Raw genomic sequence first — 22,853 nt, forward strand, 5'->3', positions numbered from 1 at the left:
GACGACGGGGGTACCTCTCAGTTCGTAGCGACGCTTGCAATGGAGGTTGGCAATGGGTTTCGATGACAAGATCAACAACGCCACCGAGGACGCGGCCGGCAAGCTGAAGGAAGGCGCCGGTCGGGCCACCGACAACGAGCAGCTCGAGGCCGAGGGTCGCGCCGACCAGGCCACGTCCAAGCTCAAGCAGGCCGGCGAGAAGATCAAGGACGCCTTCAAGAGCTGACGTACGACGTAACCCGCACGCCGGGCCGGTGATCATCACCGGCCCGGCGTGCTGTGTGTCCGGACCCTCCCGGCGACCCTGAGATCCCCCTGATTCCGCTTCCGTGCCGCACCGTCGTGCGGCAACACCTGCTAACTTTCCTTGGCATGTGCAAGGGCTGGTTATGAGCGCGGCGTCACCGCCGACCGGCGACGACCTGGTCCGGATGTTGGCCACACTGGCCAACCCGCACCGGCTGCGGGTCGTCGCCGCGTTGGCCCGCGAGCGCGCGTACGTCAGCGGGCTGGCCCGGCAGCTGGGCATCAGCCGCGCGCTGTTGCAGGTCCACCTACGGAAGCTGGCGGCGGCCGGGCTGGTCACCGCCCGCATGGAGTTGTCGGAGGACGGGAAGGCCATGAACTACTACGAGGTGGAGCCCTTCGTGCTCACTCTCACCCCCGCGGTCATCGCGACGGCGGTCGAGACGCTGACCGTGCCCGATGCGGGCGAGCAGCCGGAGGCGCGGTCATGAGCGAGCACGACTGGACCGAGGTGGTCGGCGCGTTCGGGGTGTTCGCCCTGCTGATCAGCGTGTTCACGGTGACCGTCGTGCAGATCGCCAAGACCCGGCGAGCCCGGTACGAGGCGGACCGCGCGGACGACTACCGCAAGCTCGCCGAGACCGCCGCGCAGGCGCAGGCGGAGAACGCCCGACTGCTCGCCGCCATGGACGGCCGGTTGGGCGGGATGGAGACCCGGATGACCACGCTCGAACGCGTGCTGCGCGACGTCGACTGACCCCGCCGTCAAGGCCCCGGGTCGTCGAGCGGCTACTCGACGACCCGGGTGGAAGCAGCATCACCTCGCCCCGAGGGCGAGTTTCACCGGCAACGCTCCTTCGAGGAGAGGACAGCACCTCATGCTGCGCGTACGCAAATCCGCAGTTGGTTGGGCGGTGGCCCTGGCACTCACGGCCGCCGGCCTGACCCCGGCGAGCCCGGCCGTCGCCCGACCCGTCATCGACTGGCATCCCTGCGTCCAGGACGCCCCCGAAGAGGAGCCGGAGGCCCCGGCCGAGTGCGGCACCCTGTCGCTGCCGGTCGACTGGAACCGACCACGGGGGGAGCGCTTCGAGCTGGCATTGGCCCGTCGGGTCGCCACCGACGCGAACGCCCGGCAGGGCGCGCTGGTCTTCGGCCCCGGAGGGCCGGGTGACAGCGGGGTCGACCGGGTGGTGAACGGCGTCTCCCGGTTCAGCGCCGACCTACGCCGGCGATTCGACATCGTCAGCTTCGACCCGCGGGGCACCGGCGGAAGTCACCCGGTGCGCTGCGCACGGGACCTGCTCGGCCGGCAACCCCAGGTGATCGCCGACCAGGCCCAGTTCGACGCCACCCTGGCCACCAACGCGCTGCTACGCGCCGACTGCCGGGCGCGTACGGGCGCGCTCTACGACCACGTCGACACCACCAGCGCTGCCCGCGACCTGGACGCGGTCCGCGCCGCGCTCGGTGAACGACAGCTCACCTTCCACGGCAGCTCGTACGGCACCCTGCTGGGCCAGCGGTACGCCGAGCTGTTCCCGTCTCGGGTGCGGGCCATGGTCCTGGAGGCCGCGATGGACCACAGCCTCGACACCCGCGCGTTCCTCGACACCCAGGCCGTGACCGCCGAGGACGCGTTCGACGAGTTCATCGCCTGGTGTGACCGGTCCGCTGACTGCGTCCTGCACGGGCGGGACGTGCGGGCGCTCTGGGCCGGACTGCACGCGCGTGCCGAGCGCGGGACGCTTACCGACCCGGACCGCGCCGGGGCCGCACTGCCACCGTTCGAGCTGAGCCGCCTCGCCCACAAGAAGCTCTACGACACGTGGCGGTGGCCGGGGCTCGCGGAGTGGATCGGCACGCTGGAGAGGCCCGCCACTGCGGGCCTCACCACGCTGGCGGACGACGCCGTCGTCCCGTACCCCTTCGCGGTCTTCTGCCAGGACTGGAGCCTGCCGGTCCGCGACTACCGGGAGTACGCCGGGCTGCTGCGCCGCAGCGGCCGGCTCGCGCCCGACCTGCGCTACCCGCCGGCGCTGTTCGCCCTGGTCACCTGCCTGGGCACGCCGACGCCGGTCGCCAACCCGCAACACCGACTGCGGGTACGCACCGACGTGCCGCTGCTGATCGCCGCCACCGTGCACGACCCGGCGAGCGGTTACGTCTGGGCACGCGAGGTGGCCCGACAGTTGGGCCGGCACGGGGTGCTGCTCACCTACCAGGGCTGGGGGCACGGCAGCTACACCACCAGTCCGTGCGTGGGTCGGGCCGTCGACGCCTACCTGCTCGATGCGGTCGTGCCGGCGCGGGGGACGACCTGCCCGGCGGTCGACGTCTGATGTGCGGGCGGCGCGGCGGTCACCGCCGCGCCGCCAGTCGGGCGGCCCGCAGCTCCAGGTACCGCTGCTCGGGCAGGCTCGTGGTGCCGCGCGCCGCCGCCAGGTACGCCTCCCGCGCCGCGGCCGGCTCGCCGGCCAGCTCCAGCAGGTGCGCCCGGACGGCCGTGAGCCGGTGGTGCCCGGCCGTACGCTCGTCGGCGTCCAACGGGGCGAGCAGGGCGAGCCCCGCCCTGGGTCCGTCCACCATGGCGACCGCGACCGCCTGGTTGAGCGTGACCAGCGGGTTCGGGGCGACCCGACCCAGCAGGCGGTAGAGCGCGACGATCTGGCGCCAGTCCGTCTCCGCTGCCGTCGACGCCTCCGCGTGCACGCCGGCGATGGCCGCCTGGAGCTGGTACGGCCCGGGCGGCGACCAGGTCAACGCCTCGGTGATAAGCGTGATCCCCTCCGCGATGGCGGCCGCGTCCCACCGGGAGCGGTCCTGTTCCGTCAGCGGCACCAGCTCCCCGTCCGGGCCCACCCGCGCCGCCCGGTGCGCATCGGTGAGCAGCATCAGCGCCAGCAGTCCGGTCACCTCACCGTCGTCGGGCAGCAGCCCGTGCAGGACGCGGCCGAGCCGGATCGCCTCGGTGGTCAGTTCGGCCCGACGCAGATCCGGTCCGCTCGACGCGGTGTACCCCTCGTTGAAGATCAGGTAGAGCACCCGCAGCACCGTCCGCAGCCGCTCGTCCCGCTCGGTCGGTCCGGGCAGCGCGAACCGAGCGCCGGCCGCCTCGATCCGCTGCTTGGCCCGCCGGATGCGCTGGCTCATCGTCGCCTCCGGCACCAGGTGCGCCCGGGCGATCTGCGCGGTGCTGAGACCACCCACCGCGCGCAGCGTGAGCGCCACCTGCGCCGAGGGGGCCAGCGCCGGATGACAGCAGAGGAACAGCAGGGTCAGGGTGTCGTCCGCGTCCGGCACCGCCGGCTCGGCGTCCGCCGGAGGTGCCACCTGGGCGTACGCCGGCTCGCGCAGCGCCACCGCGACCTCGCGCTGGCGGCGGGCGCTCTCGCTGCGCCACTCGTCGGTGAGCCGGCGGGTCGCCACGGTGAGCAGCCAGGCGCGTGGGTTGTCCGGTACGTCCTGACCGGGCCACTGCGTCGCGGCGGCGAGCAGCGCCTCCTGGACCGCGTCCTCGCACCTGTCGAACTGGCCGTGCCGGCGGACCAGCAGGCCGAGGACCTGCGGCGCGAGTGTGCGCAGCAGATCCTCGACCGTCCGGTCGTCGGTCACATCTCCGTCCCGGCCTCGTCCATGATCGGTCGGACCTCCATCGCGCCACCGAAGCGCACGTCCGGCCAGCGGGCGGCGATCTCGGCGGCCCGCTGCGGGCTGTCGCAGTCCACGGCCAGGTAGCCGGCGAACTGCTCCTTGCTCTCCATGAACGGCCCGTCGACGACCTCGGGTTGACCGTTGGCGAGCCGGACCGTCTGCGTCTGCGATGGGTTGGCCAGCGCCTGGCCGCCGATCAGCTCACCGGTCTCGGTCAACTCCTTCATGATCTCGTCGACCTCGCCGAACAGGGCGGTGCGGTCCTCTTCGGTCAGCCCCTCGGTGAAGCCGGGCCGGTTCCAGATCAGCAACATGTACTTCACGGCGATGCTCCTCGACTACTGGTCGCGCCCCGGCTGGGGTGCGTCTCACCGGAGGGTCGGAGCCGTCAGCCCGTTCCCTACCGCGTACCGAAGAAGATCGCAGAAACTTCCGGCCGTGACGTTCCCACGCCGGTCGGATCAGGGCCGGCCCGGCACCTGTCGGGGCTTTCGGCCAGCGCCGACGTCCAGGGACGCCCGGTCGGCGGCCGAGGTCCCCGACGACCAACCCTCGGCGTCGCGCACGCTGAGCCGGTGCCGCGTGACGCCGGGGAACAGCGTCTCCAGCCGCTCCCGCACCGCCTCGCCCCGCGCGGCGAGCACCGGCAACAGCCGATCCGACCCGGTTGCCGTCTGACCCGCCTCCTCGGTCGCCGCGTCCGTGGCCGCGCGCAGCCGCTCACCGATCCGCAGGGCGAACGCGTTCAGGAAGGACTCGTCCCACACCTTCGTCCGGCGGCCCGACCCCGGCCGACGCTCGGCACGCCCGCGCAGCATCGCGGCCGTCGCCTGCACCAGTAGCGAGGTGTAGAGCAGCTCCACCGCCACCAGATCGGCCGGCCAGCCCAACACGGTCGTGAAGCCGAGGTCGTCGGACCAGACCGCCTCGCACCGGTTCGCCGCCGCCACCTCCTGCACCAGCAACGCCTTCGCCCCCGCGTACGGGCTCTCGACGCCCAGGCGTACCCCGCTCGGCAGGTCGCCCCGCTCGGTGCTGGCGGCCAGCAGCGCCTCGTCGATGCTGTGCCGGGCGATCAGCTCCTGCGCCTTGCCGGTCAGCGCCTCCGCCTCGGCCGGAAAGGTGGTCGACTCGGCCTTCGCCAGCAGCGCGCGTACCCGGTCCAGCATCGGCGACCCGCTGCGGGCCGTGCCGGCGGCGCGGGGGAGCGCCGTCCCGGTCGAGCCCGGCGGCGGGCGCAGTACCGCAACCGGCGGCAGGCTCTCCACCAGCGCGAGGACGTCGACAGCCGCGCGCAGCGCGTCGACCCGGTCCAGCCCCTCCTCGGCCGTCCAGGTGGCCAGCAGGTTCTGGCGGTCGTCCCGACCCGCGGCGGCCAGTGCGCGAAGCTGGTCGTCCCACCAGTCGGGGACCGGCTCGGCCTGCTCGCGTCGTTGCGCGGCCAGCGCGTCGCGGACCAGCCGGGCCGCCCGGGCGTCGAGCCGGCGCAGGGCGATCCGGTGTACGTCGACCGGCTGCCAGCCGCGCCGCCAGAGCTGCCCGAGGCCGCGGACCAGCCGACGCGCCAGGGCGGCGTCCACCGCCGTGCCGCCGTCCGCCGCGCCGGTGCCGACCATCAGCCGGTCCAGGTGGCGTTCCGCCTGGCGTACGTCGGTGCCGCGCACCGCCGCCAGCGCGTCGGCGATGAGTTCGTCCGCGTCCGGCACGGGCATCTCCTTTGTCAGAGGCCGTGCCGCCGGCCGCAAGATCCACACGAGATCGGTGATGTCGCGGTATACCGGCCAGTCGGATAGCCCGATATCGACGATCTCGTGTCGATCTTAGCGTCGGACGTTCATGATCAGGACGGGGACGGCCCGGAAGCCAGCGCGGCCGACAGTCGGCCCAGGAACGCGCGGATCTCGTCCTCGCCGTGGGGCGTCCCGGCCTGGTCGTCGAGGGGGCCCTCGTGGAGCAGCGCCTGGTCGATCGCGTCCCGCGTCTCGGCCCGGTCGCCCGGGTAGAGCCCGCCGGCAACGCCCTCGGCGACCCGGGTCACCACCGCGTCGTCGAGCGACCTGTCGAACTGGACCCCGTAGAGGATCCCGTCGACGTGGCCCTTCCACCGGTCCGCACTCATGCTCGCCCGGTGAAGAGTTCGGCGTTGGCGAGGTCGGTCGCCTCATGCGCGTCGGCGCTGAAGTCGAGCTTCTCCGCGGTCTCCGTCAACTGGTCGGCCATCGACCGGTAGACGTCGAGCGCATGCGTCAGGACCTCGACGTACACGGCGCCGAAGAGCGACCCGGGTTCGTCGGCGCCCCACGGGTTACCCGAGCCGTTCACCGTCGTTTCGAGGCCGCTGACCGCCTCGCCGAGTTGCTGCCCGGTCGCCCCGAGCGACGCCGCGGCGGCGTGCAGCGCGTCGACGTCCACCTCGATCCCGTCGGTCATGGCTCAGCGACGATCCATCCGGCGGGTGGCCGCGTCCAGGTCACCGATCATCTGGTTGAAGCCGCGGAACGCCTGCTCCGAGACGCGTTCGAGCTGCTGGGTCAGGGCGGCGCCGTCGACCTGCGCCCCGGCCGTCACCTCGGCGCGGCGGGCACGCTCGTCGGCCTGTGCCGCCTGCACCGCCACCAGGACGTACTCGGAGATCACGGTCGTGCCGGCCCGGGACAGGCTCGGGTCGATCGTCAGGCTCCGCAGGGCCCCGAAGGCGGCGACCTCGGCCTCGACGAGCCCGTCCCCGCCGGTGCCCCGACCCACCATCTCCTCGGCGGAGGGCGCTGACGCGTCGGTCTGCCCGTCCGCGTCGCCGGACTGTGCCGCGACCGCGCCCGACGCCTGGCTCAGCAGGCGCATCGCCTCTTCGAGCGAACGGCTCAGGCCGGACGGATCGATCCCACTCGCCATGCTCGTTCCCCTCGGTCCGTGATCCACCGTCGGTGCACGACCGTACCAACGCGCCCCACCGTCCGGCTGCCCCGCAGGTCAACGGTGGATCTACCGCCAGGCGGTCAGGATCTCCTCGACAGGTGCGACGTCCCGCTCCGGGTCGGGTGCCGGCACCGGTGGGTCCGTCGGCGTACGGTCGAAGCGCGGTGCCGGTGCCGGCTGGACCTCGCCGTCCACCTCGACGAACGTCCCCCGGGCCATGTTGTGCGGGTGCCGGTGCGCCTCGCCGGGAGCGAGCACCGGAGCGACGCAGGCGTCCAGGTCGGCGAAGACCGCCGTCCACTCGTCCCGCGTCCGCTCGGCGAACCGTTCGGTAAACCGCCTGCGCAGCTCGTCCCAGCCGCGCGGGTCGTACTGGTCGGGCAGGTCGGCGTCGGCGAGGCCGAGACCCGTCAACAGTTCGGCGTAGAAGGCTGGTTCCAGCGCCCCGACGGCCACGAAACCACCGTCGGCGGTGGCGTACGTGTCGTAGAAGGGTGCGCCGCCGTCGAGCAGGTTCCGGCCGCGCGGAGCCGACCACAGGCCGGTGCCGAGCAGCCCGTGCAGGAACGAGGTGAGCAGCGCCGAACCGTCCACCATGGCCGCGTCGACGACCTGGCCGAGGCCCGAACGTTGCCGTTCGAGCAGCGCGGCCAGCACGCCCACGGCCAGCAGCATGCCGCCGCCGGCGAAGTCACCGATCAGGTTCAACGGGGCGTGCGGGCGCTCACCCGCCCGGCCGATCGGTTCCAGCGCCCCGGCGAGCGCGATGTAGTCGATGTCGTGCCCGGCCCGAGCGGCCAGCGGGCCGTCCTGACCCCAGCCGGTCATGCGGGCGTACACCAGTCGTGGGTTGCGGTTCCGGCAGACGTCCGGGCCGAAGCCGAGCCGTTCGGCAACCCCCGGCCGGTACGCCTCGACGAGCACGTCCGCCCGCTCGACGAGGCGCAGCAGGTCCGCCACACCTGCCGGGGACTTAAGGTCCAGCGCCGTGAGCCGCCGACCGCGCTGCAACGGGCCGCCGCTCGGTGCGGCCAACCGGCCGGCACCCGGGCCGCCGGGCCGGTCCACCCGCACCACGTCCGCACCGAGGTCGGCGAGCACCATGCAGCCGAACGGCGCCGGAGCGAGACTGGCCAGCTCGATCACCCGCACGCCGGCCAACGGCCCACCCCGCGACGACCCGTCCGCGCCGGGCGGAAACGCCTCAGAGGGCACGGGCGATCAACTCCTTCATGATCTCGTTGGTGCCGCCGTAGATCTTCTGCACGCGGGCGTCGGCGTACATCCGGGCGATCGGGTACTCCGTCGTGTAGCCGTAGCCGCCGAAGATCTGGAGGCACCTGTCGACGACCTCGCACTGCCCGTCGGTGAGCCACGACTTCGCCATTGCCGCCGTAGCCAGGTCCAGGTCGGCGCGGGTGTGCCGGACGATGCAGTCGTCCAGGAAGACCCGACTGACCCGGGTGCGGGTGGCGCACTCCGCGAGCACCATCCGGGTGTTCTGGTGCCCCATCAGCGGCTTGCCGAAGGCGGTGCGCTCCTTGGCGTACGCGACGGTCAGCTCGACCGCCCGCTCCATGGCCGCCACCGCACCGACGCCGATGACAAGGCGCTCCTGCGGAAGCTGCTGCATCATCTGGACGAAGCCCAGCCCTTCCGCGCCACCGAGCAGGTTGGCCGCCGGCACCCGGAACTCGTCGAAGAACAACTCGGCGGTGTCGTTGGCGTGCAGCCCGATCTTGGACAGCAGCCGGCCGCGACGGAACCCCGCGGGGTCACCGCCCACCTCGCAGACCAGCAGGGAGATGCCCGAGGCCCGCTGCTCGGGGTCGGTCTTGACCGCCACTATCACCAGGTCGGCCAGGCCGCCGTTGGTGATGAACGTCTTCGCGCCGCTGACCAGGTAGTCGTCCCCGTCGCGGACCGCCCTGGTCCGCATCGCCTGAAGATCCGAGCCGCCGTCGGGCTCGGTCATCGCGATCGCGCCCACCAGCTCACCGCTGCACAGGCCGGGCAGCCACCGCCGCTTCTGCTCCTCGCTGCCGTACGTCAGGAGGTAGCCGGTGACGATTCCACTGTGCACGGCCAACCCGAGGCTGCCCTCCCCGGCGTACGCCTGCTCGTGCAGCACGACGGCCTCGTGGGTGAAGCCGCCGCCCCCGCCGCCGTACTCCTGCGGGACGGACAGGCCGAGCAGCCCCAGCTCACCGGCGCGCCGGTAGTGCTCGCGGTCCGGATGCCCCTGCGCCAGCAGGCGGTCGCTGTGCGGCAGCACCTCCCTGGTGAAGAAGGTGCGGGCCAGCTCGGCCAGGTCGTCGTGCTCCGATTCGTGCCAGGGCGAGGGGGAGCCAGCGGGCGTGGACATGTCCATCACCCTCGCGCCCTGTTGGCGGCATGTCAATAAGCCTGCAACGCCTTGATCGACTCCGCTTCCATGAAGTCGGGCCATCCGCCCGAGCCGGACACCCCGCCTTCCCGGAAACCGAGTCAATCACGCAGCCCGGTTGGGTGAGGATCGTGCCCGCAAGCCACCCTCCATGGCGACCTTCGTGGACGCCTGCACGGCGTGATCCACTCCGGGTCGGCGATGTGGCGGTATCCAGGCGATCGGATACGCCCAGCTCGGCGATCTCGTGTGGATCACGTTGGATGGGGTGCTACTCGGCCTCGTCGCCGTCGGTGGGGCGTGGCGGGCGGTGCTCGGCGATCCACGCCTCCACGTCAGCGCGCAGCCAGACCGTGGTGCCGTGCAGCCTCTGGAACGGCGCGGGGAAGGTCGGGTAGCGGATGAGCTGGCGCATGCGGGTCCGGCTCACGCCGAGCAGCTCTTGCAGCTCGTGCGGACCGACCAGCGGACCCGGAACTTCACCCATTACTTGACGGTAGGGCGATCAGGCATGCCGAATTGCGTCTACCTACTTGCGCAGCCCTCTCGAATGGGTGAGGGTGAACGTGATCCGAGAAGGCATCGGGCCGTGTTCGTGCGGTCCAGCGAGAGGTGGGCGTGATGGATCAGGCGACGGAGTTGGCGTGGTTGCGGGAGCGGGTCGGGGGACTGGAGACGGCGTTGCACTCCGCGCGGCGGGAGTTGTTCGACCTGCGGTGTCGGCTGACGTTGATCGGCCGGGTGGTGCAGGACGTCGACCGGGTGCAGCGCGCGCCGGGAGTCGCCGTTGGTGCGATCAACGCGGCGCTCTACTCCGAGACGTCCAACCTGCGGCACCTCGGCCGCCATGTGGTCCGCCGCCGTCGTGGGCTCCGATGATCACCCTGGATGAGCACTGGGCCCCACCGTCTCCGCCGGGAGGGGACCAGCGGAGACGGTGGGGCCCAGGGGTCGACCTGTTGCGGGCGTCGACCTATCGGGAGTGCTTTGGTGGGGTCGGGAACTGCCTCAGCAGCACCGCGACCTCCTGGCGGAGGGTGCCGAGGTAGGGGTGGAAGGCGTCGCCGGGGCACTCGGTCGGATCGGCCCCGATCGTCGCCCAGTCCCGGTGACCGGAGATGACGTCGACCTTGCCACTCGCCCCGCTGACCGGGTTGACGTAGTTGGTCCGCGCGCCGGGGGCGAGCCGGCCGGCGGCGGCGAGACCCGCCAGGACGAACACCAGCGACCGGTGCGCCGCTGCGCTGGGCTGGCGGGACGTGAACCGGCCCAGCAGGCAGATGCCGATGTTGCCGGCGTTGTAGCCACCGACGTGCGCCGCGTTGACCATGAGCGGTCGACCGTCGCTGCCGAGGCCCGGACCGTACACCGGGAGGGGGCCGGGGTCGGAGTACTTGCCCTCGTAGATCCGTCCCGCCTCGTCGATCAGCAGGTGGTAGCCGATGTCGCCGAACTCCTGCAGGACGCACTGGTCGTAGTAGATGGCCCGGACCGTCGCGGCCGGGTCCGGGTCCTCGTTGTGCTCGTACACGCCGCTGTGGTGGACCGTCAGCGTCTGCACGGGAAAGAACTCGGCCGGCCAGAGTTCGCTGCCGTCGTCGGCGAAGCGGAGCGACTCGTCAGCGCCCCAGCGGGCTCGGGGCAGGTACGTCGGCTTTCGGCCACCTCGCGGAACCGGAAGGCTGTTCGTCTGCGGGTTCGCAACAGTCCGCCGGGGCCCGTCGACCATGTTCAGTTCGGCCACGGTGGCGTCGGAGCCGTCGGCGACCTGGACCTCGTACGCGGTGGCGCCGTTGGCGACCACGACGTTCGAGCGGGCCGAGGCCCGGCCGCCGTCGCGGCCGTTCTGGCACGCGTTCAGCTCCAGCCAGTCGCTCCACACCGTGCCGGTACGCAGGCGCACCGCCGCCGAGGGGCCGCCGTGCCTGATGGACAGGTGGGTCAGCGGGATGGCCGGTGAGGTCACCACGGTCCTGCTCATCAGTCGCCCGCGCGGGGCGGCCAGCGGCGACGTCACTTCGGTGGCGGTGGACGGTGCGGCCGCCGCCGACCCGGCGAACGTGCCGGCGGTCGACAGGCCCACCGCCGCGCCGGCTGCGCCGTAGAGGACTCGACGTCGAGAAACCACAATCGTGCTCCCTTGCTCGATGCTCCAGGGGTCCAGCCGGCATGTCGGCCGTCGGCCCGGGCCGTGGTGCCCTGGCGGACCCTTTCGGGCACACAGCCAGGATGGGGCGTTACTCAGGCTAAAGCGGCACTCTGGACGATTGGTTGATTAGCAATGGAGAGTCGCGTCAATTGATTACTCCACGTGATCAGTGCGAGGGCGGGGGCCGGCCTGGAGGTTGCCGCTAGGGTCGGGCAGATGAGTGTCGAGACCGCTCCTCGCCGTCGCCGGCTGGAGCCGGACGCCCGGCGCGGCCAGATCCTGGCCTGTGCGGTCCGGCTGTTCGGCGAGCGGCCGTACGCCGACGTGTCGACCACCGATGTGGCCCGGGAGGCGGGCGTCGCCCGAGGGCTGGTGAACCACTACTTCGGCACCAAGAAGGACCTCTATCTGGAGGTCGTCCGGGTCATGGTGACGATCCCGGAGGTCGCCCTCGAACGGCTGCCCAAGGGCGACCTGCGGACGCGGGTCGACGCCAGCGTCTCGTGGTTCCTCGACGTGGTGTCCCGGCACAGCACGTCCTGGCTGGCGGCCGTCACCGCACGGGGCATGGGTGGCGACGCCGACGTGGAGCGGGTGCTCGCCGAGGCCGAGGAGGTCGCGGCGGACCGGATGCTCGTCGCCGTCGGGCTGGCCGACGAAGCCGAGGACCACGAGGAATTGCGGGGGATGGTCCGGGCGTACTGCGGGCTGGCGACGTCGACGGCCCGGGAGTGGCTTCAGCGGGGCGCGCTGACCCGCGCCCAGGTACACCTGCTGCTCACCACCACGCTGCTGACCATCGTCGAACAGGTCATCCCGCAGGTCATCGCCGGAGACGACGCGGGACACGGGCGTGACTGACCAGGTCGTACCCCGACTCAGGCCGCCCGACGGTCGCCGGCCCGCGCCGCCGGGGCGGCGTGACGGTCGGCGGCCTGCGCCGGGTACGCCCCGGAGTTGACCACCCGCAGGGGCCGCTCGGCCTCGTCCGCGCCGAACTGCCAGCGCGACGGCGCCGGTTGCCGCTGCGGGGCGGGTCCGCCGGGACGCAGCCCCGGGCGGGACAGCAGCACGGTGACCAGGTAGCCGACCACCAGGAAACCGTGGCTGACCAGTCGTTCCCCGCTGACCGAGCCGGTGGCCAGGTCGTTGACCGAGAGCAGCAGCAGGGTGCCGACGAACGCGCTGAGCATCGGCAGGAGCCCCGCTGGCGGGCTGCGACGAACCGCCACGAAGAGGAAGCCGGCCCCGACCGCCACGTTCCAGGCGGCCGACTCGTGCCACAGGTGCTGGCCGGAGGCGTGCAGGTGCTCGGCGGTCGCCCCCCGGCCCACCTGGGCCAGGCCGAGCACCAGTTGAACCGCGCCGAGCAGCCCGAGCGCCGCGCGCAGCCCGAGCACCAGGGCGCCGCGTCCGGGCAGGTGGGGCCGCCACCGCGACCGTCGGGCCGCAGGCGTGTCACCGGTGTCGGCGACCCCGCCGGCAGCGGCAGCGCCGCCGAGGGCGGCCAGGATCGCGTCGGTCCGGTCGGGGACATCGGTGACCAATCGGGTACGAACGCGGCGCGTTACCGCCGCCGCCGTCGCGAACCACGCCCGGCACTGGGCGCACTCGTCCAGGTGCCCCTGCGCCGCCGCCCGTTCGACGGCGGTCTCTTCCCCGTCCAACTGCGCGGACAGGACCTCCCGCCACTGCTCACACCCCATGTGTGGGTAGTCGGTCCGCAGACCGCTCCGGTTCCCGGCGACCGTCACCCGTTGTGGAATACTCGCCCGATCATGACGCGCTACGGCCTGCTGATCCTGCCCGCCACCAACCGGGTGTACGCCCGCTCCGCCATCGACCTCACCCGGGCCGAGCTGGAGATCTTCGGCCGGTCGGCGCTCGACGGCCGGATCGACGAGCTGGACACCGAGGTCGTCGGTGGCGCGACGTACGTCACGTTCGCCGGCGACGGGCTGACCGAACGGGACCTGGCCGTCCTGGGCAATCTCTCCGCCGGGTACGCGCTGTTCGAGATCGTCGGAGACCTGCTGCGCCCGGTCGACTGGAGCCGGCTGGACCGCTACGACGACGACCTGCTCACCATCCAGAAGTACGCGGGCAAGACCAACGAGCAGTTCACCAAGCTGCTGCTCAACGTCACCCTGCTCGCGTCGGACTGGGCCGGCGAGCTGACCGACCGTCGGTTCCGCGTGCTCGACCCGCTGTGCGGTCGGGGCACCACCCTCAACCAGGCGCTGATGTACGGCTTCGACGCGGCTGGCATCGAGCGCGATCAGAAGGACGTCGAGGCGTACCGGGCGTTCGTCACCACCTGGCTGAAGCAGAAGCGCGTCAAGCACCGGGTGCTGGAGTCGGGACCGGTGCGGCGCGAGCGCAAGGTGGTCGGCCGGCGGGTACGCATCGAGCTGGCCCCGACCCGCGAGGAGCACAAGGCGGGCCGCACGCAGTTGCTGGACGTGGTGAACGCCGACACCACCCGGGCCGGTGAGTTCTTCCGCCCGGAGACCGTCGACGTGGTGGTCGCCGACGCGCCGTACGGCGTACAGCACGGCAGTCGTACCGCCGACAAGGGCTTGTCGCGTGATCCGCTGGCGCTGCTCGCGGACGCCGCGCCGGTCTGGGCCCGGTTGCTGCGCCCCGGCGGCGCGCTCGGCATCTCGTGGAACACCCATGTCGCGAGCCGGGACGACGCGGCGGCCGCACTGGCCGACGCCGGCCTGACCGTGGTCGACGACGAGCCCTACCGCGCGCTGCGGCACCGGGTCGACCAGTCGATCATGCGCGACGTGCTGGTGGCCCGCCGCCCGGCCTGACCCGCCGCGCGCCGGGCTTTTCCGGCCCCGCCCCACCCTCCCCCGGCCCGACCCCCGCGCACCGGGGGCCTGGCCGCCCGCGGCCACCCTCCCCCCGGCCCCTTTGCTCTGCTTCAACCGACGCAACAGTTTCGAAGCCCCACTGTCTCCTGGGCTGAAGCAGAGCAAAGGACGGACACCCACCCCTCGGCCCCCTCGGCCTCCGCGCTTCTGTGCCGCATTTCACCTGATCAGGCGCGCGCGTGAAAACCACGTCAAGAAAACGCGCACCCCCGTCACGGTCGCGTTATGACCCCTGTCGCCCGGTGGGCACGCGGGCTTTGCTTGCCCGGCGCGACCGGAAGGCGGTCGCGACGAACCTTTCCGGTAAGAGGAGTCAGCGTGTCTGACGTGGTGTTCGTGGTCCTCACGGTGGCGCTGTTCGCAGTGCTCGCCCTGGTGGTCCGGGCGGTGGAGAAGCTGTGAACGCGACAAACGCGGTTGGTCTGGTGCTCGCGATCGTCCTGGGCGCGTTCCTGGTGTTCGCCCTGCTGTTTCCGGAGCGCTTCTGATGACCATGACAACAGCGGGCGTCATCTTCGTGCTGACGCTGGTGGCGGCCCTGGTGGCCGTCTACAAGCCGTTCGGCGACTACATGTTCCGGGCGGTTTCCGGGACGAGGCAGTCGCGCGTCGAGCGGGGTATCTACCGCCTCGTCGGGGTCAACCCGACCGCCGAGCAGACCTGGGGCGTGTACGCCCGCAGCGTGCTGGCGTTCTCGGCCGTCTCGATCCTGTTCCTGTACCTGTTCCAGCGGGTGCAGAACCACCTGTGGCTGTCGCTGGGCTTCGACCCGGTGGTGCCGCACGGCGCGTGGAACACGGCCGTGTCGTTCGTGACGAACACGAACTGGCAGTCGTACTCGGGCGAGTCGACGATGGGTCACCTCGTGCAGATGGCCGGTCTGGCCGTGCAGAACTTCGTCTCGGCGGCGGTCGGCATCGCGGTGGCGGTCGCGCTGGTCCGCGGCTTCGCCCGCAGTCGCACCGGGCAGCTCGGCAACTTCTGGGTCGACCTGATCCGGATCACGCTGCGCATCCTGGTGCCGATCGCGGTGCTCGGCGCGATCGCGCTGATGATCGGCGGGGTGGTGCAGAACCTCTCCGCCGGCACCGACGTGAGCACCCTGACCGGCGGCGCCCAGACCGTCACCGGCGGCCCGGTTGCCAGCCAGGAAGTGATCAAGGAGTTGGGCACCAACGGCGGCGGGTTCTACAACGTCAACAGCGCCCACCCGTTCGAGAACCCCACGACGTGGACGAACTGGCTCCAGATCTTCCTGATCTTCCTGATCCCGTTCAGCCTGCCCCGGGTCTTCGGCCGGATGGTCGGGCAGAACCGGCAGGGCTACGCCATCGCCGCGGTGATGGGCATTCTCGCGTTCCTCAGCGTCGCCATCACCAACGTCTTCGAGCTGGCCGGCCACGGCACGGTCCCGCAGGCCGTCGGCGCGGCGTTGGAAGGCAAGGAGGTGCGGTTCGACGTGTCGAACTCGGCAACCTTCGCCGCCGCCACCACGCTCACCTCGACCGGCGCGGTGAACTCGTTCCACGACTCGTTCACCTCGCTCGGCGGCATGATGACGATGGTCAACATGATGCTCGGCGAGGTCGCGCCCGGCGGGACCGGTTCCGGCCTCTACGGTCTGCTGATCCTCGCGGTGATCACGGTCTTCGTGGCCGGGCTGATGGTCGGTCGCACTCCCGAGTACCTGGGCAAGAAGATCGGCTCGCGGGAGATCAAGTTCGCCTCGCTCTACTTCCTGATCACGCCGATCCTGGTGCTCGTCGGTACGGCGGCCGCGTTCGCCACCGGCAACAACTCGACGGCGCTCAACGTCGGCCCGCACGGCCTCTCCGAGGTGCTGTACGCGTTCACCTCGGCCAGCAACAACAACGGCTCCGCCTTCGGCGGCATCACCGTCAACACCACCTGGTGGGACACCGCGACGGCGCTGTGCATGCTGCTGGGCCGCTTCCTGCCGCTCATCTTCGTGCTCGCGCTGGCCGGCTCGCTGGCCCGCCAGGCACCCACCCCCGCGTCCGAGGGCACCCTGCCGACCCACAAACCGCTGTTCATCGGGATGGTCGTCGGCGTCACCGTGGTCCTCGTCGCGCTGACCTTCCTGCCCGCGCTCGCGCTCGGCCCGCTGGCGGAGGGGCTGTGACCACCATGAGGAACGAGGACATGTCCGTGACATCCGGGCAACCCGCCACCGGAACCGACCAGGGCAACCGGATCGGCGGAGGCCTGCTCGACCCCACGCAACTGCTCCGGTCCCTGCCGGACGCCGTCCGCAAGCTCAACCCGGCCACGATGTGGCGCAACCCGGTGATGTTGATCGTCGAGGTCGGCGCGGCCTTCACCACCGTGCTGGCGGTGGCCGACCCGTCGGTGTTCGCCTGGGCGATCACCGTCTGGCTGTGGTTGACAGTGATCTTCGCCAACCTGGCCGAGGCGGTCGCCGAGGGCCGGGGCAAGGCCCAGGCCGCGACGCTGCGGCAGGCGAAGAAGGACACCATCGCCACCCGGCTGATCGACTGGAAGCCCGGCGCGCGGGCCAACACCTACCGCGACGAGGCGGTGCCCGCGCCGGAGTTGCGCCAGGGCGACGTCGTGCTCATCGAGGCGGGCGGGATCATCCCGGGCGACGGCGACATCGTCGAGGGCATCGCCAGCGTGGACGAGTCGGCCATCACCGGCGAGTCGGCCCCGGTCATCCGAGAGTCCGGCGGCGACCGCAGCGCGGTCACCGGTGGCACGAAGGTGCTGTCCGACCGGATCATCGTGAAGATCACCCAGAAGCCGGGGGAGAGCTTCATCGACCGGATGATCGCCCTGGTCGAGGGCGCCAACCGGCAGAAGACGCCGAACGAGATCGCGCTGAACATCCTGCTCGCCGCGCTCACGGTCATCTTCCTACTGGCCGTGGTCACCCTCCAGCCGTTGGCGATCTTCTCGAAGGCGTACCAGGCCGCGGCTCCGGACAGCGGCGCGATCACCGGCGCCGGTGTGACCGGCGTCGTACTGGTCTCGCTGCTGGTCTGCCTGATCCCCACCACCATCGGCGCGCTGCTGTCGGCCATCGGCATCGCCGGCATGGACCGCCTGGTCCAACGCAACGTGCTGGCGATGAGCGGTCGGGCCGTCGAGGCGGCCGGCGACGTCAACACCCTGCTGCTGGACAAGACCGGCACCATCACGCTGGGCAACCGGCAGGCCGCCGAGTTCGTACCGGTCGAGGGCGTCGACGCCGCGACAGTGGCCGACGCAGCGCAGCTCTCCAGCCTGGCCGACGAGACCCCGGAGGGGCGCTCGGTGGTCGTGCTGGCGAAGAACGAGTTCGGACTGCGCGAACGCGAGCCCGGCGTCATGCCGCACGCCACCTTCGTACCGTTCACCGCGCAGACCCGGATGAGCGGCGTCGACCTGACCCCGGACGCCAGCGTCGACGGCGGCGCGTCGGGCACCGGCCGTCGGGTCCGCAAGGGCGCCGCCGCGGCGGTCATGAAATGGGTACGCGAGAACGGCGGCCACCCCACCGAGCAGGTCGGCGAGATCGTGGACGCGATCAGCGGCACCGGCGGCACCCCGCTGGTCGTCGCGGAGCACGTCGACGGTGAACCCGCCCGCGCTCTGGGCGTCATCCACCTCAAGGACGTGGTCAAGTCCGGTATGCGCGAGCGGTTCGACGAGATGCGCCGGATGGGCATCCGGACCGTGATGATCACCGGTGACAACCCGCGTACCGCGAAGGCCATCGCCGACGAGGCCGGGGTGGACGACTTCCTGGCCGAGGCGACGCCGGAGGACAAGCTTGCGCTGATCAAGCGGGAGCAGGAGGGTGGCCGGCTGGTCGCCATGACCGGTGACGGCACCAACGACGCGCCGGCGCTCGCACAGGCCGACGTCGGGGTCGCCATGAACACCGGTACGTCGGCCGCCAAGGAGGCCGGCAACATGGTCGACCTCGACTCCGACCCGACCAAGCTCATCGAGATCGTAGAGATCGGCAAGCAGTTGCTGATCACCCGGGGAGCGCTGACCACGTTCAGCATCTCCAACGACATCGCGAAGTACTTCGCGATCATCCCGGCCATGTTCGCCGGCCTCTACCCGAGCCTGGACGCGCTGAACGTCATGCGGCTGGCCAGCCCGGAGTCGGCGATCCTGTCCGCCGTCATCTTCAACGCCCTGGTGATCATCGCGCTGATCCCGCTCGCCCTGCGCGGCGTGCGGTACCGGCCGGCCGCCGCGTCGAAGCTGCTCAGCCGCAACCTGCTGGTCTACGGCCTGGGCGGCATCATCGTGCCGTTCATCGGGATCAAGCTCATCGACCTGCTCATCCAGTTCGTCCCGGGGATTTCGTGATGCGCCTACCCACCTGGATCGCCCAACACCTCGCCGCCCTGCGCGCACTGCTCGTCTTCACGGTGCTGCTCGGCCTGGTCTACCCACTGGCCCTGGTCGCTCTCGGTCACCTGCCCGGCCTCGATCACAAGGCCGACGGCTCGCTGATCAGCGTGGGCGGCACCACCGTCGGCAGCTCGCTGATCGGCCAGTCCTTCACCGACGCGGACGGCAACCCCGTCCCGCGCTACTTCCAGTCCCGCCCGTCGGCCGCCGGTGACGGCTACGACCCGACGTCCACCTCGGCCAGCAACCTCGGGCCGGAGAGCGTGGTCGACACCATCGCCACCGACCCGGAGGAGTCCAGCGCGAGCTTGCTCACCCAGGTCTGCGGGCGCAGCAAGGCCGTCGGCGAGCTGAACGGCGTCGACGGGCGGCGGCCCTACTGCACCGACGACGGGGTGGGCGCCGTGCTCGCCGTCTTCCGCGCCGACGGTCTGACCGGCCCGGTCACCCGGGTGGTCAGCGTCAACCAGGTCGCCCCGGCGACACCGTTCGTCACCTCGTACCAGGGGGTCGCGGTGGAGCTGGCCAAGCCGGGCGAGGACTACGTGGCGGCCGGCGGGGTGGTCACCCCGATCCGGGGTGACGCGCCGGCCGATCCGGCCGTGCCCGGCGACGCGGTCACCTCCAGCGCCAGCGGCCTCGACCCGCAGATCAGCCCGGCGTACGCCGAGTTGCAGGTCAACCGGGTTGCGCGGGAGCGTGGCGCGGACCCGGCGGCGGTCCGCAGGCTCATCGACGAGCACACCGATGGGCGGGGGCTCGGCTTCATGGGCGAGCCCGGCGTGAACGTGCTGGAACTCAACGTCGCCCTCGACAGGCAGTTCGCCGCGCGCTGAGCGTCCCGTGGGCGGGGCCGTGCCGACCGGCGCGGCCCCGCCCGCCACTCTGACCAGGGAGGATGGTTCCCGTGCCACGCGGAGAACTACGCATCTATCTCGGGGCTGCTCCCGGCGTCGGCAAGACGTACGCCATGTTGGAGGAGGCCCAGCGGCGGGCTGCGCGCGGCACCGACGTGGTGATCGGTTTCGTGGAGACCCACGGCCGCCAGCACACCGCCGCGATGATCGGCGACCTGGAGCAGGTGCCCCGTCGGGCGATGACCTACCGGGGCGTCGAGTTCACCGAGATGGACGTGGACGCGGTGCTGGCCCGCCGTCCGGAGATCGTGGTCGTCGACGAGCTGGCTCACAGCAACGTGCCCGGCGCCCGGCACGACAAGCGCTGGCAGGACGTCCAGGAGTTGCTGGACGCGGGGATCGACGTGCTGTCCACGGTCAACGTGCAGCACCTGGAATCCGTGAACGACGTCGTCGCCCAGATCACCGGCACCACCCAGCGGGAGACCGTGCCGGACGAGATCGTCCGCGCCGCCGAGCAGGTCGAGCTCGTCGACATGACCCCGGAGGCGCTGCGCCGGCGGATGGCGCACGGCAACATCTACCGACCCGACAAGATCGACGCCGCGCTCGGCAACTACTTCCGCGTCGGCAACCTCACCGCGCTGCGCGAACTGGCGCTGCTCTGGCTGGCCGACAAGGTCGACGAGCAGCTCGACAGGTACCGCAGCCAGCAGGGCATCGCCGCCACCTGGGAGGCCCGGGAACGCGTCGTGGTCGCGTTGACCGGCGGCCCGGAGGGCGAGACGCTGATCCGCCGGGCGGCCCGGATCGCCGCCCGCAGCAAGGGTGCCGACCTGCTCGCCGTGCACGTGGCCCGCAGCGACGGCCTGGCCGGCGCCGACCCGGCCCAGCTCGCCCGCCAACGCGTGCTCGTGGAGAGCCTGGGAGGCACGTACCACCAGGTGCTCGGCACCGACGTGCCGTCCGCGCTGCTCGACTTCGCCCAGGGCGTGAACGCCACCCAACTCGTGCTCGGCGCGAGTCGGCGGGGTCGCCTCGCGCAGATCTTCGCCCGGGGCGTCGGGGTGACCACCACCGCGCTCTCCGGCTCGATCGACGTACACCTGGTCACTCACAAGCAGGCCGGCAAGGGCCGGCGGGCGGCGGCCGTGCCGGCGGCGCTGTCCCGCCGTCGTCGACTGCTCGGCTTCGGCCTGGCGGTGCTCGGCATGTCCCTGCTCACGCTGCTGCTCAAGGCGCTGCCCGACCTGACCCTCACCAACGACATCCTGCTGTTCCTCGCCGGGGTGGTCGGGGTCGCGCTGGTCGGCGGGGTGTGGCCGGCGCTGGTCGCCGCGCTCGGCGGTTCGCTGCTGCTCAACTGGTTCTTCACCCCGCCGTACCGGACGCTCACCATCGCCGAGGCCGACAACCTGCTCGCCCTGGCCGTCTTCGTCGGGGTGGCTCTCGCGGTGAGCTGGATCGTCGACGTGGCCGCCCGGCGTACCCGCGAGGCCGCGCGTGCCGCCGCCGACGCGCAGACCCTCGCCGCCGTCGCCGGCGGCGTGCTGCGCGGCGAACGCCCGCTGCCCGCCCTGCTGGACCAGCTCCGGGAGACCTTCGGACTGCGCGCGGTGAGCCTGCTGGAGCTGGCCGAGGAGGCCAGCGGCCGCCCCGAGCGGGCCCGCGAGGAGCACGCCTGGTGCGTCGTGGCCAGCGTCGGCGAGCAGCCGGCCTGCACGCCCGACGACGGCGAGACGGCGGTACCCGTCGACGAGCGGATCACCGTCGTGCTCAGCGGCCGGCGGTTGGAGGCCGCCGACCGGCGGATCGTCGAGGCGTTCGCCGCCCAGGCCGCCGTCGCGCTACGCCAGGAACGGCTCGCCGAGGAGGCCGCCACCGCCCGGCCGCTCGCCGAGGCCGACCGGATGCGCACCGCACTGCTCGCGGCGGTCAGCCACGATCTGCGTACGCCGCTGGCGTCGGCGAAGGCGGCGGTGACCAGCCTGCGCAGTCACGACATCGAGTTCGACGAGGCCGACCGCGAGGAGTTGCTGGAGACCGCCGAGGAGTCACTGGACCGCCTCGCCCGGCTGGTCGCGAACCTGCTGGACATGAGCCGCCTCCAGGCCGGCGCACTGGGCATCACGTCGACCGCCATCGGCCTGGAGGACGCCGTACCCCTGGCTCTGGACGAGCTTGGCCCCGCGGCCGCGACCGTCGCGACGGACATCCCGGCCGACCTGCCGGCCGCGACCGCCGACCCGGGCCTGCTGGAACGCGTGCTGGTCAACGTCATCGCGAACGCGTTGCGCTACAGCCCGCCCGACCAGCCGCCCACGATCACCGCCAGCGCGCACGCCGGCCAGGTGGAGCTGCGGGTCATCGACCGAGGGCCGGGCATCCCGGAAGACAAGTGGGAGCACGTCTTCCTGCCGTTCCAGCGCCTCGGTGACCGGGACAACCAGACCGGCGTCGGCCTCGGGCTCGCCCTGTCCCGAGGGTTGGCCGAGGCGATGGGTGGCAGCATCACCCCGGAGACCACCCCCGGTGGTGGGCTCACCATGGTGCTGCGGCTGCCCGCCGCCGCGCAGACCAGCCCGGAGGAGCCGCAGGAATGACGCGCATCCTGGTCGTCGACGACGAACCGCAGATCCTGCGGGCGCTGCGGATCAACCTGCGCGCCCGCCGGTACGACGTGGACGTCGCCGACACCGGGGCCGCCGCGTTGAAGGCAGCCGCCAGCCACCCGCCCGACCTGGTGGTCCTCGACCTCGGCCTGCCCGACATCGACGGCGTGGAGGTGATCCGGGGCCTGCGTGGGTGGACCAGCGTGCCGATCATCGTGCTCTCCGGGCGGGCGGGCAGCGAGGACAAGGTCGCCGCGCTCGACGCGGGTGCCGACGACTACGTCACCAAGCCGTTCGGCGTGGAGGAGCTGTTGGCCCGCATCCGCGCGGTGACCCGGCGGCTCGGCGCGCCCAGCGAGGCCGTGCCGGCGCTACGAATCGGGCGGCACACCGTCGACCTGGCCGACCACCGCGTGTGGCGCGACGACGCCACCGAGGTCAAGCTGACCCCCACGCAGTGGAGCGTGCTGGAGAAGCTGCTGCGCCACCCCGGCAAGCTGGTCAGCCAGCGCCAGCTCCTCCAGGAGGTGTGGGGGCCGGAGTACCAGAACGAGACCAACTACCTGCGGCAGTACCTGGCCCAGCTCCGGCGCAAGTTGGAGGACGACCCGGCCCGCCCCCGCCACCTCATCACCGAGCCGGGAATGGGCTACCGCTACCGCCCCTGACCTGTTGACACCCGCCGGAAGAGATTGAAGAATCTCGTACCGCAGCGGCAGCGGCGTGCTTCTGTAACCGTCCCCTCCGGTTACCCCGATG

24 protein-coding genes are annotated in these 22,853 nt (G+C 71.8%); 13 read left to right on the forward strand and 11 right to left on the reverse strand.

Features of this window, described 5'->3' with window-relative positions; all coding sequences use genetic code 11:
* Positions 1-52: 52 nt before the first annotated feature.
* From ABZV06_RS06610 to ABZV06_RS06625, 4 genes are all read left to right on the forward strand, one after another.
* The gene (locus ABZV06_RS06610; protein WP_355235149.1) at positions 53-226 is read left to right on the forward strand and encodes a CsbD family protein; all 174 of its coding nucleotides are present in this window, start codon (positions 53-55) and stop codon (positions 224-226) included.
* 163 nt (positions 227-389) lie between these two features.
* On the forward strand, positions 390-737 hold the full coding sequence (locus ABZV06_RS06615) for a helix-turn-helix domain-containing protein (RefSeq protein WP_355235147.1): 348 nt from the start codon (positions 390-392) through the stop codon (positions 735-737).
* Positions 734-1,003, forward strand: a complete 270-nt coding sequence (locus ABZV06_RS06620) for a hypothetical protein (RefSeq protein WP_355235144.1) — start codon at positions 734-736, stop codon at positions 1,001-1,003. Before ABZV06_RS06615 ends, ABZV06_RS06620 begins: the two co-directional genes overlap by 4 nt.
* A 157-nt stretch (positions 1,004-1,160) precedes the next feature.
* Positions 1,161-2,588, forward strand: coding sequence for an alpha/beta hydrolase (locus tag ABZV06_RS06625; protein ID WP_355619197.1), 1,428 nt, complete (start codon positions 1,161-1,163; stop codon positions 2,586-2,588).
* Positions 2,589-2,607: 19 nt separating this feature from the next.
* Here the strand turns inward: ABZV06_RS06625 and ABZV06_RS06630 are convergent, their stop codons facing one another.
* The 9 genes from ABZV06_RS06630 to ABZV06_RS06670 all read right to left on the reverse strand — a co-directional run bounded on the left by ABZV06_RS06630 (position 2,608) and on the right by ABZV06_RS06670 (position 9,689).
* The gene (locus ABZV06_RS06630) at positions 2,608-3,861 is read right to left on the reverse strand and encodes a sigma-70 family RNA polymerase sigma factor (protein WP_355619200.1); all 1,254 of its coding nucleotides are present in this window, start codon (positions 3,859-3,861) and stop codon (positions 2,608-2,610) included.
* Complete coding sequence (locus ABZV06_RS06635; protein ID WP_355235746.1) at positions 3,858-4,214, reverse strand: YciI family protein; 357 nt, start codon at positions 4,212-4,214, stop codon at positions 3,858-3,860. The genes ABZV06_RS06630 and ABZV06_RS06635 overlap by 4 nt, the downstream gene beginning before the upstream one ends.
* Positions 4,215-4,361: 147 nt before the next feature.
* Positions 4,362-5,606, reverse strand: coding sequence for a DUF2786 domain-containing protein (locus ABZV06_RS06640; RefSeq protein ID WP_355619203.1), 1,245 nt, complete (start codon positions 5,604-5,606; stop codon positions 4,362-4,364).
* A 134-nt stretch (positions 5,607-5,740) separates the two neighbouring features.
* Complete coding sequence (locus tag ABZV06_RS06645; protein ID WP_355619206.1) at positions 5,741-6,019, reverse strand: hypothetical protein; 279 nt, start codon at positions 6,017-6,019, stop codon at positions 5,741-5,743.
* The gene (locus ABZV06_RS06650) at positions 6,016-6,330 is read right to left on the reverse strand and encodes a type VII secretion target (RefSeq protein ID WP_355235132.1); all 315 of its coding nucleotides are present in this window, start codon (positions 6,328-6,330) and stop codon (positions 6,016-6,018) included. Before ABZV06_RS06650 ends, ABZV06_RS06645 begins: the two co-directional genes overlap by 4 nt.
* A 3-nt stretch (positions 6,331-6,333) precedes the next feature.
* The gene (locus ABZV06_RS06655) at positions 6,334-6,792 is read right to left on the reverse strand and encodes a YbaB/EbfC family nucleoid-associated protein (RefSeq protein ID WP_355619209.1); all 459 of its coding nucleotides are present in this window, start codon (positions 6,790-6,792) and stop codon (positions 6,334-6,336) included.
* A 90-nt stretch (positions 6,793-6,882) separates the two neighbouring features.
* Positions 6,883-8,031, reverse strand: a complete 1,149-nt coding sequence (locus tag ABZV06_RS06660) for a CaiB/BaiF CoA-transferase family protein (RefSeq protein WP_355619211.1) — start codon at positions 8,029-8,031, stop codon at positions 6,883-6,885.
* On the reverse strand, positions 8,021-9,181 hold the full coding sequence (locus tag ABZV06_RS06665) for an acyl-CoA dehydrogenase family protein (protein WP_355619214.1): 1,161 nt from the start codon (positions 9,179-9,181) through the stop codon (positions 8,021-8,023). The genes ABZV06_RS06660 and ABZV06_RS06665 overlap by 11 nt, the downstream gene beginning before the upstream one ends.
* 292 nt (positions 9,182-9,473) lie before the next feature.
* Complete coding sequence (locus ABZV06_RS06670) at positions 9,474-9,689, reverse strand: hypothetical protein (RefSeq protein ID WP_355235119.1); 216 nt, start codon at positions 9,687-9,689, stop codon at positions 9,474-9,476.
* A gap of 134 nt (positions 9,690-9,823) precedes the next feature.
* Between ABZV06_RS06670 and ABZV06_RS06675 the strand changes: the two genes are divergently transcribed.
* Positions 9,824-10,081, forward strand: a complete 258-nt coding sequence (locus tag ABZV06_RS06675) for a hypothetical protein (RefSeq protein WP_355619217.1) — start codon at positions 9,824-9,826, stop codon at positions 10,079-10,081.
* 94 nt (positions 10,082-10,175) lie between these two features.
* On the opposite strand, the gene ABZV06_RS06680 is transcribed toward ABZV06_RS06675, so the two are convergent.
* A complete protein-coding gene (locus tag ABZV06_RS06680) occupies positions 10,176-11,330 on the reverse strand; it encodes a peptidoglycan recognition family protein (RefSeq protein WP_355235113.1) in 1,155 nt (384 codons plus the stop codon).
* A gap of 237 nt (positions 11,331-11,567) precedes the next feature.
* Here ABZV06_RS06680 and ABZV06_RS06685 point away from each other — a divergent pair, with 237 nt between their 5' ends.
* Positions 11,568-12,212, forward strand: coding sequence for a TetR/AcrR family transcriptional regulator (locus ABZV06_RS06685; protein WP_355235110.1), 645 nt, complete (start codon positions 11,568-11,570; stop codon positions 12,210-12,212).
* A gap of 17 nt (positions 12,213-12,229) precedes the next feature.
* Here ABZV06_RS06685 and ABZV06_RS06690 read toward each other — a convergent pair whose 3' ends face one another.
* Entirely contained in the window at positions 12,230-13,057 is an 828-nt protein-coding gene (locus tag ABZV06_RS06690; protein ID WP_355619414.1) for a zf-HC2 domain-containing protein, read from the reverse strand.
* Positions 13,058-13,129: 72 nt separating this feature from the next.
* Between ABZV06_RS06690 and ABZV06_RS06695 the strand changes: the two genes are divergently transcribed.
* The 7 genes from ABZV06_RS06695 to ABZV06_RS06725 all read left to right on the forward strand — a co-directional run bounded on the left by ABZV06_RS06695 (position 13,130) and on the right by ABZV06_RS06725 (position 22,762).
* Positions 13,130-14,170 (forward strand): SAM-dependent methyltransferase, encoded by a 1,041-nt coding sequence (locus tag ABZV06_RS06695; protein WP_355235107.1) that lies wholly within the window; start codon positions 13,130-13,132, stop codon positions 14,168-14,170.
* Positions 14,171-14,631: 461 nt separating this feature from the next.
* A complete protein-coding gene (gene kdpF / locus ABZV06_RS06700) occupies positions 14,632-14,721 on the forward strand; it encodes a K(+)-transporting ATPase subunit F (protein ID WP_355235104.1) in 90 nt (29 codons plus the stop codon).
* Positions 14,721-16,376, forward strand: a complete 1,656-nt coding sequence (gene kdpA / locus ABZV06_RS06705) for a potassium-transporting ATPase subunit KdpA (protein WP_355235100.1) — start codon at positions 14,721-14,723, stop codon at positions 16,374-16,376. Before kdpF ends, kdpA begins: the two co-directional genes overlap by 1 nt.
* A 20-nt stretch (positions 16,377-16,396) precedes the next feature.
* Complete coding sequence (gene kdpB / locus ABZV06_RS06710; RefSeq protein ID WP_355619219.1) at positions 16,397-18,580, forward strand: potassium-transporting ATPase subunit KdpB; 2,184 nt, start codon at positions 16,397-16,399, stop codon at positions 18,578-18,580.
* Positions 18,580-19,461, forward strand: coding sequence for a potassium-transporting ATPase subunit C (locus ABZV06_RS06715; protein ID WP_355619222.1), 882 nt, complete (start codon positions 18,580-18,582; stop codon positions 19,459-19,461). The genes kdpB and ABZV06_RS06715 overlap by 1 nt, the downstream gene beginning before the upstream one ends.
* A gap of 71 nt (positions 19,462-19,532) precedes the next feature.
* Entirely contained in the window at positions 19,533-22,085 is a 2,553-nt protein-coding gene (locus ABZV06_RS06720; RefSeq protein WP_355619225.1) for a DUF4118 domain-containing protein, read from the forward strand.
* Positions 22,082-22,762: a response regulator gene (locus ABZV06_RS06725; RefSeq protein WP_355235089.1), complete on the forward strand. Its 681-nt coding sequence runs from the start codon at positions 22,082-22,084 to the stop codon at positions 22,760-22,762. The genes ABZV06_RS06720 and ABZV06_RS06725 overlap by 4 nt, the downstream gene beginning before the upstream one ends.
* The last annotated feature ends 91 nt before the right edge of the window (positions 22,763-22,853 follow it).

Origin of the sequence: Micromonospora sp. NPDC005172, from assembly GCF_040608555.1 — a bacterium.
Classification (GTDB): domain Bacteria; phylum Actinomycetota; class Actinomycetes; order Mycobacteriales; family Micromonosporaceae; genus Micromonospora.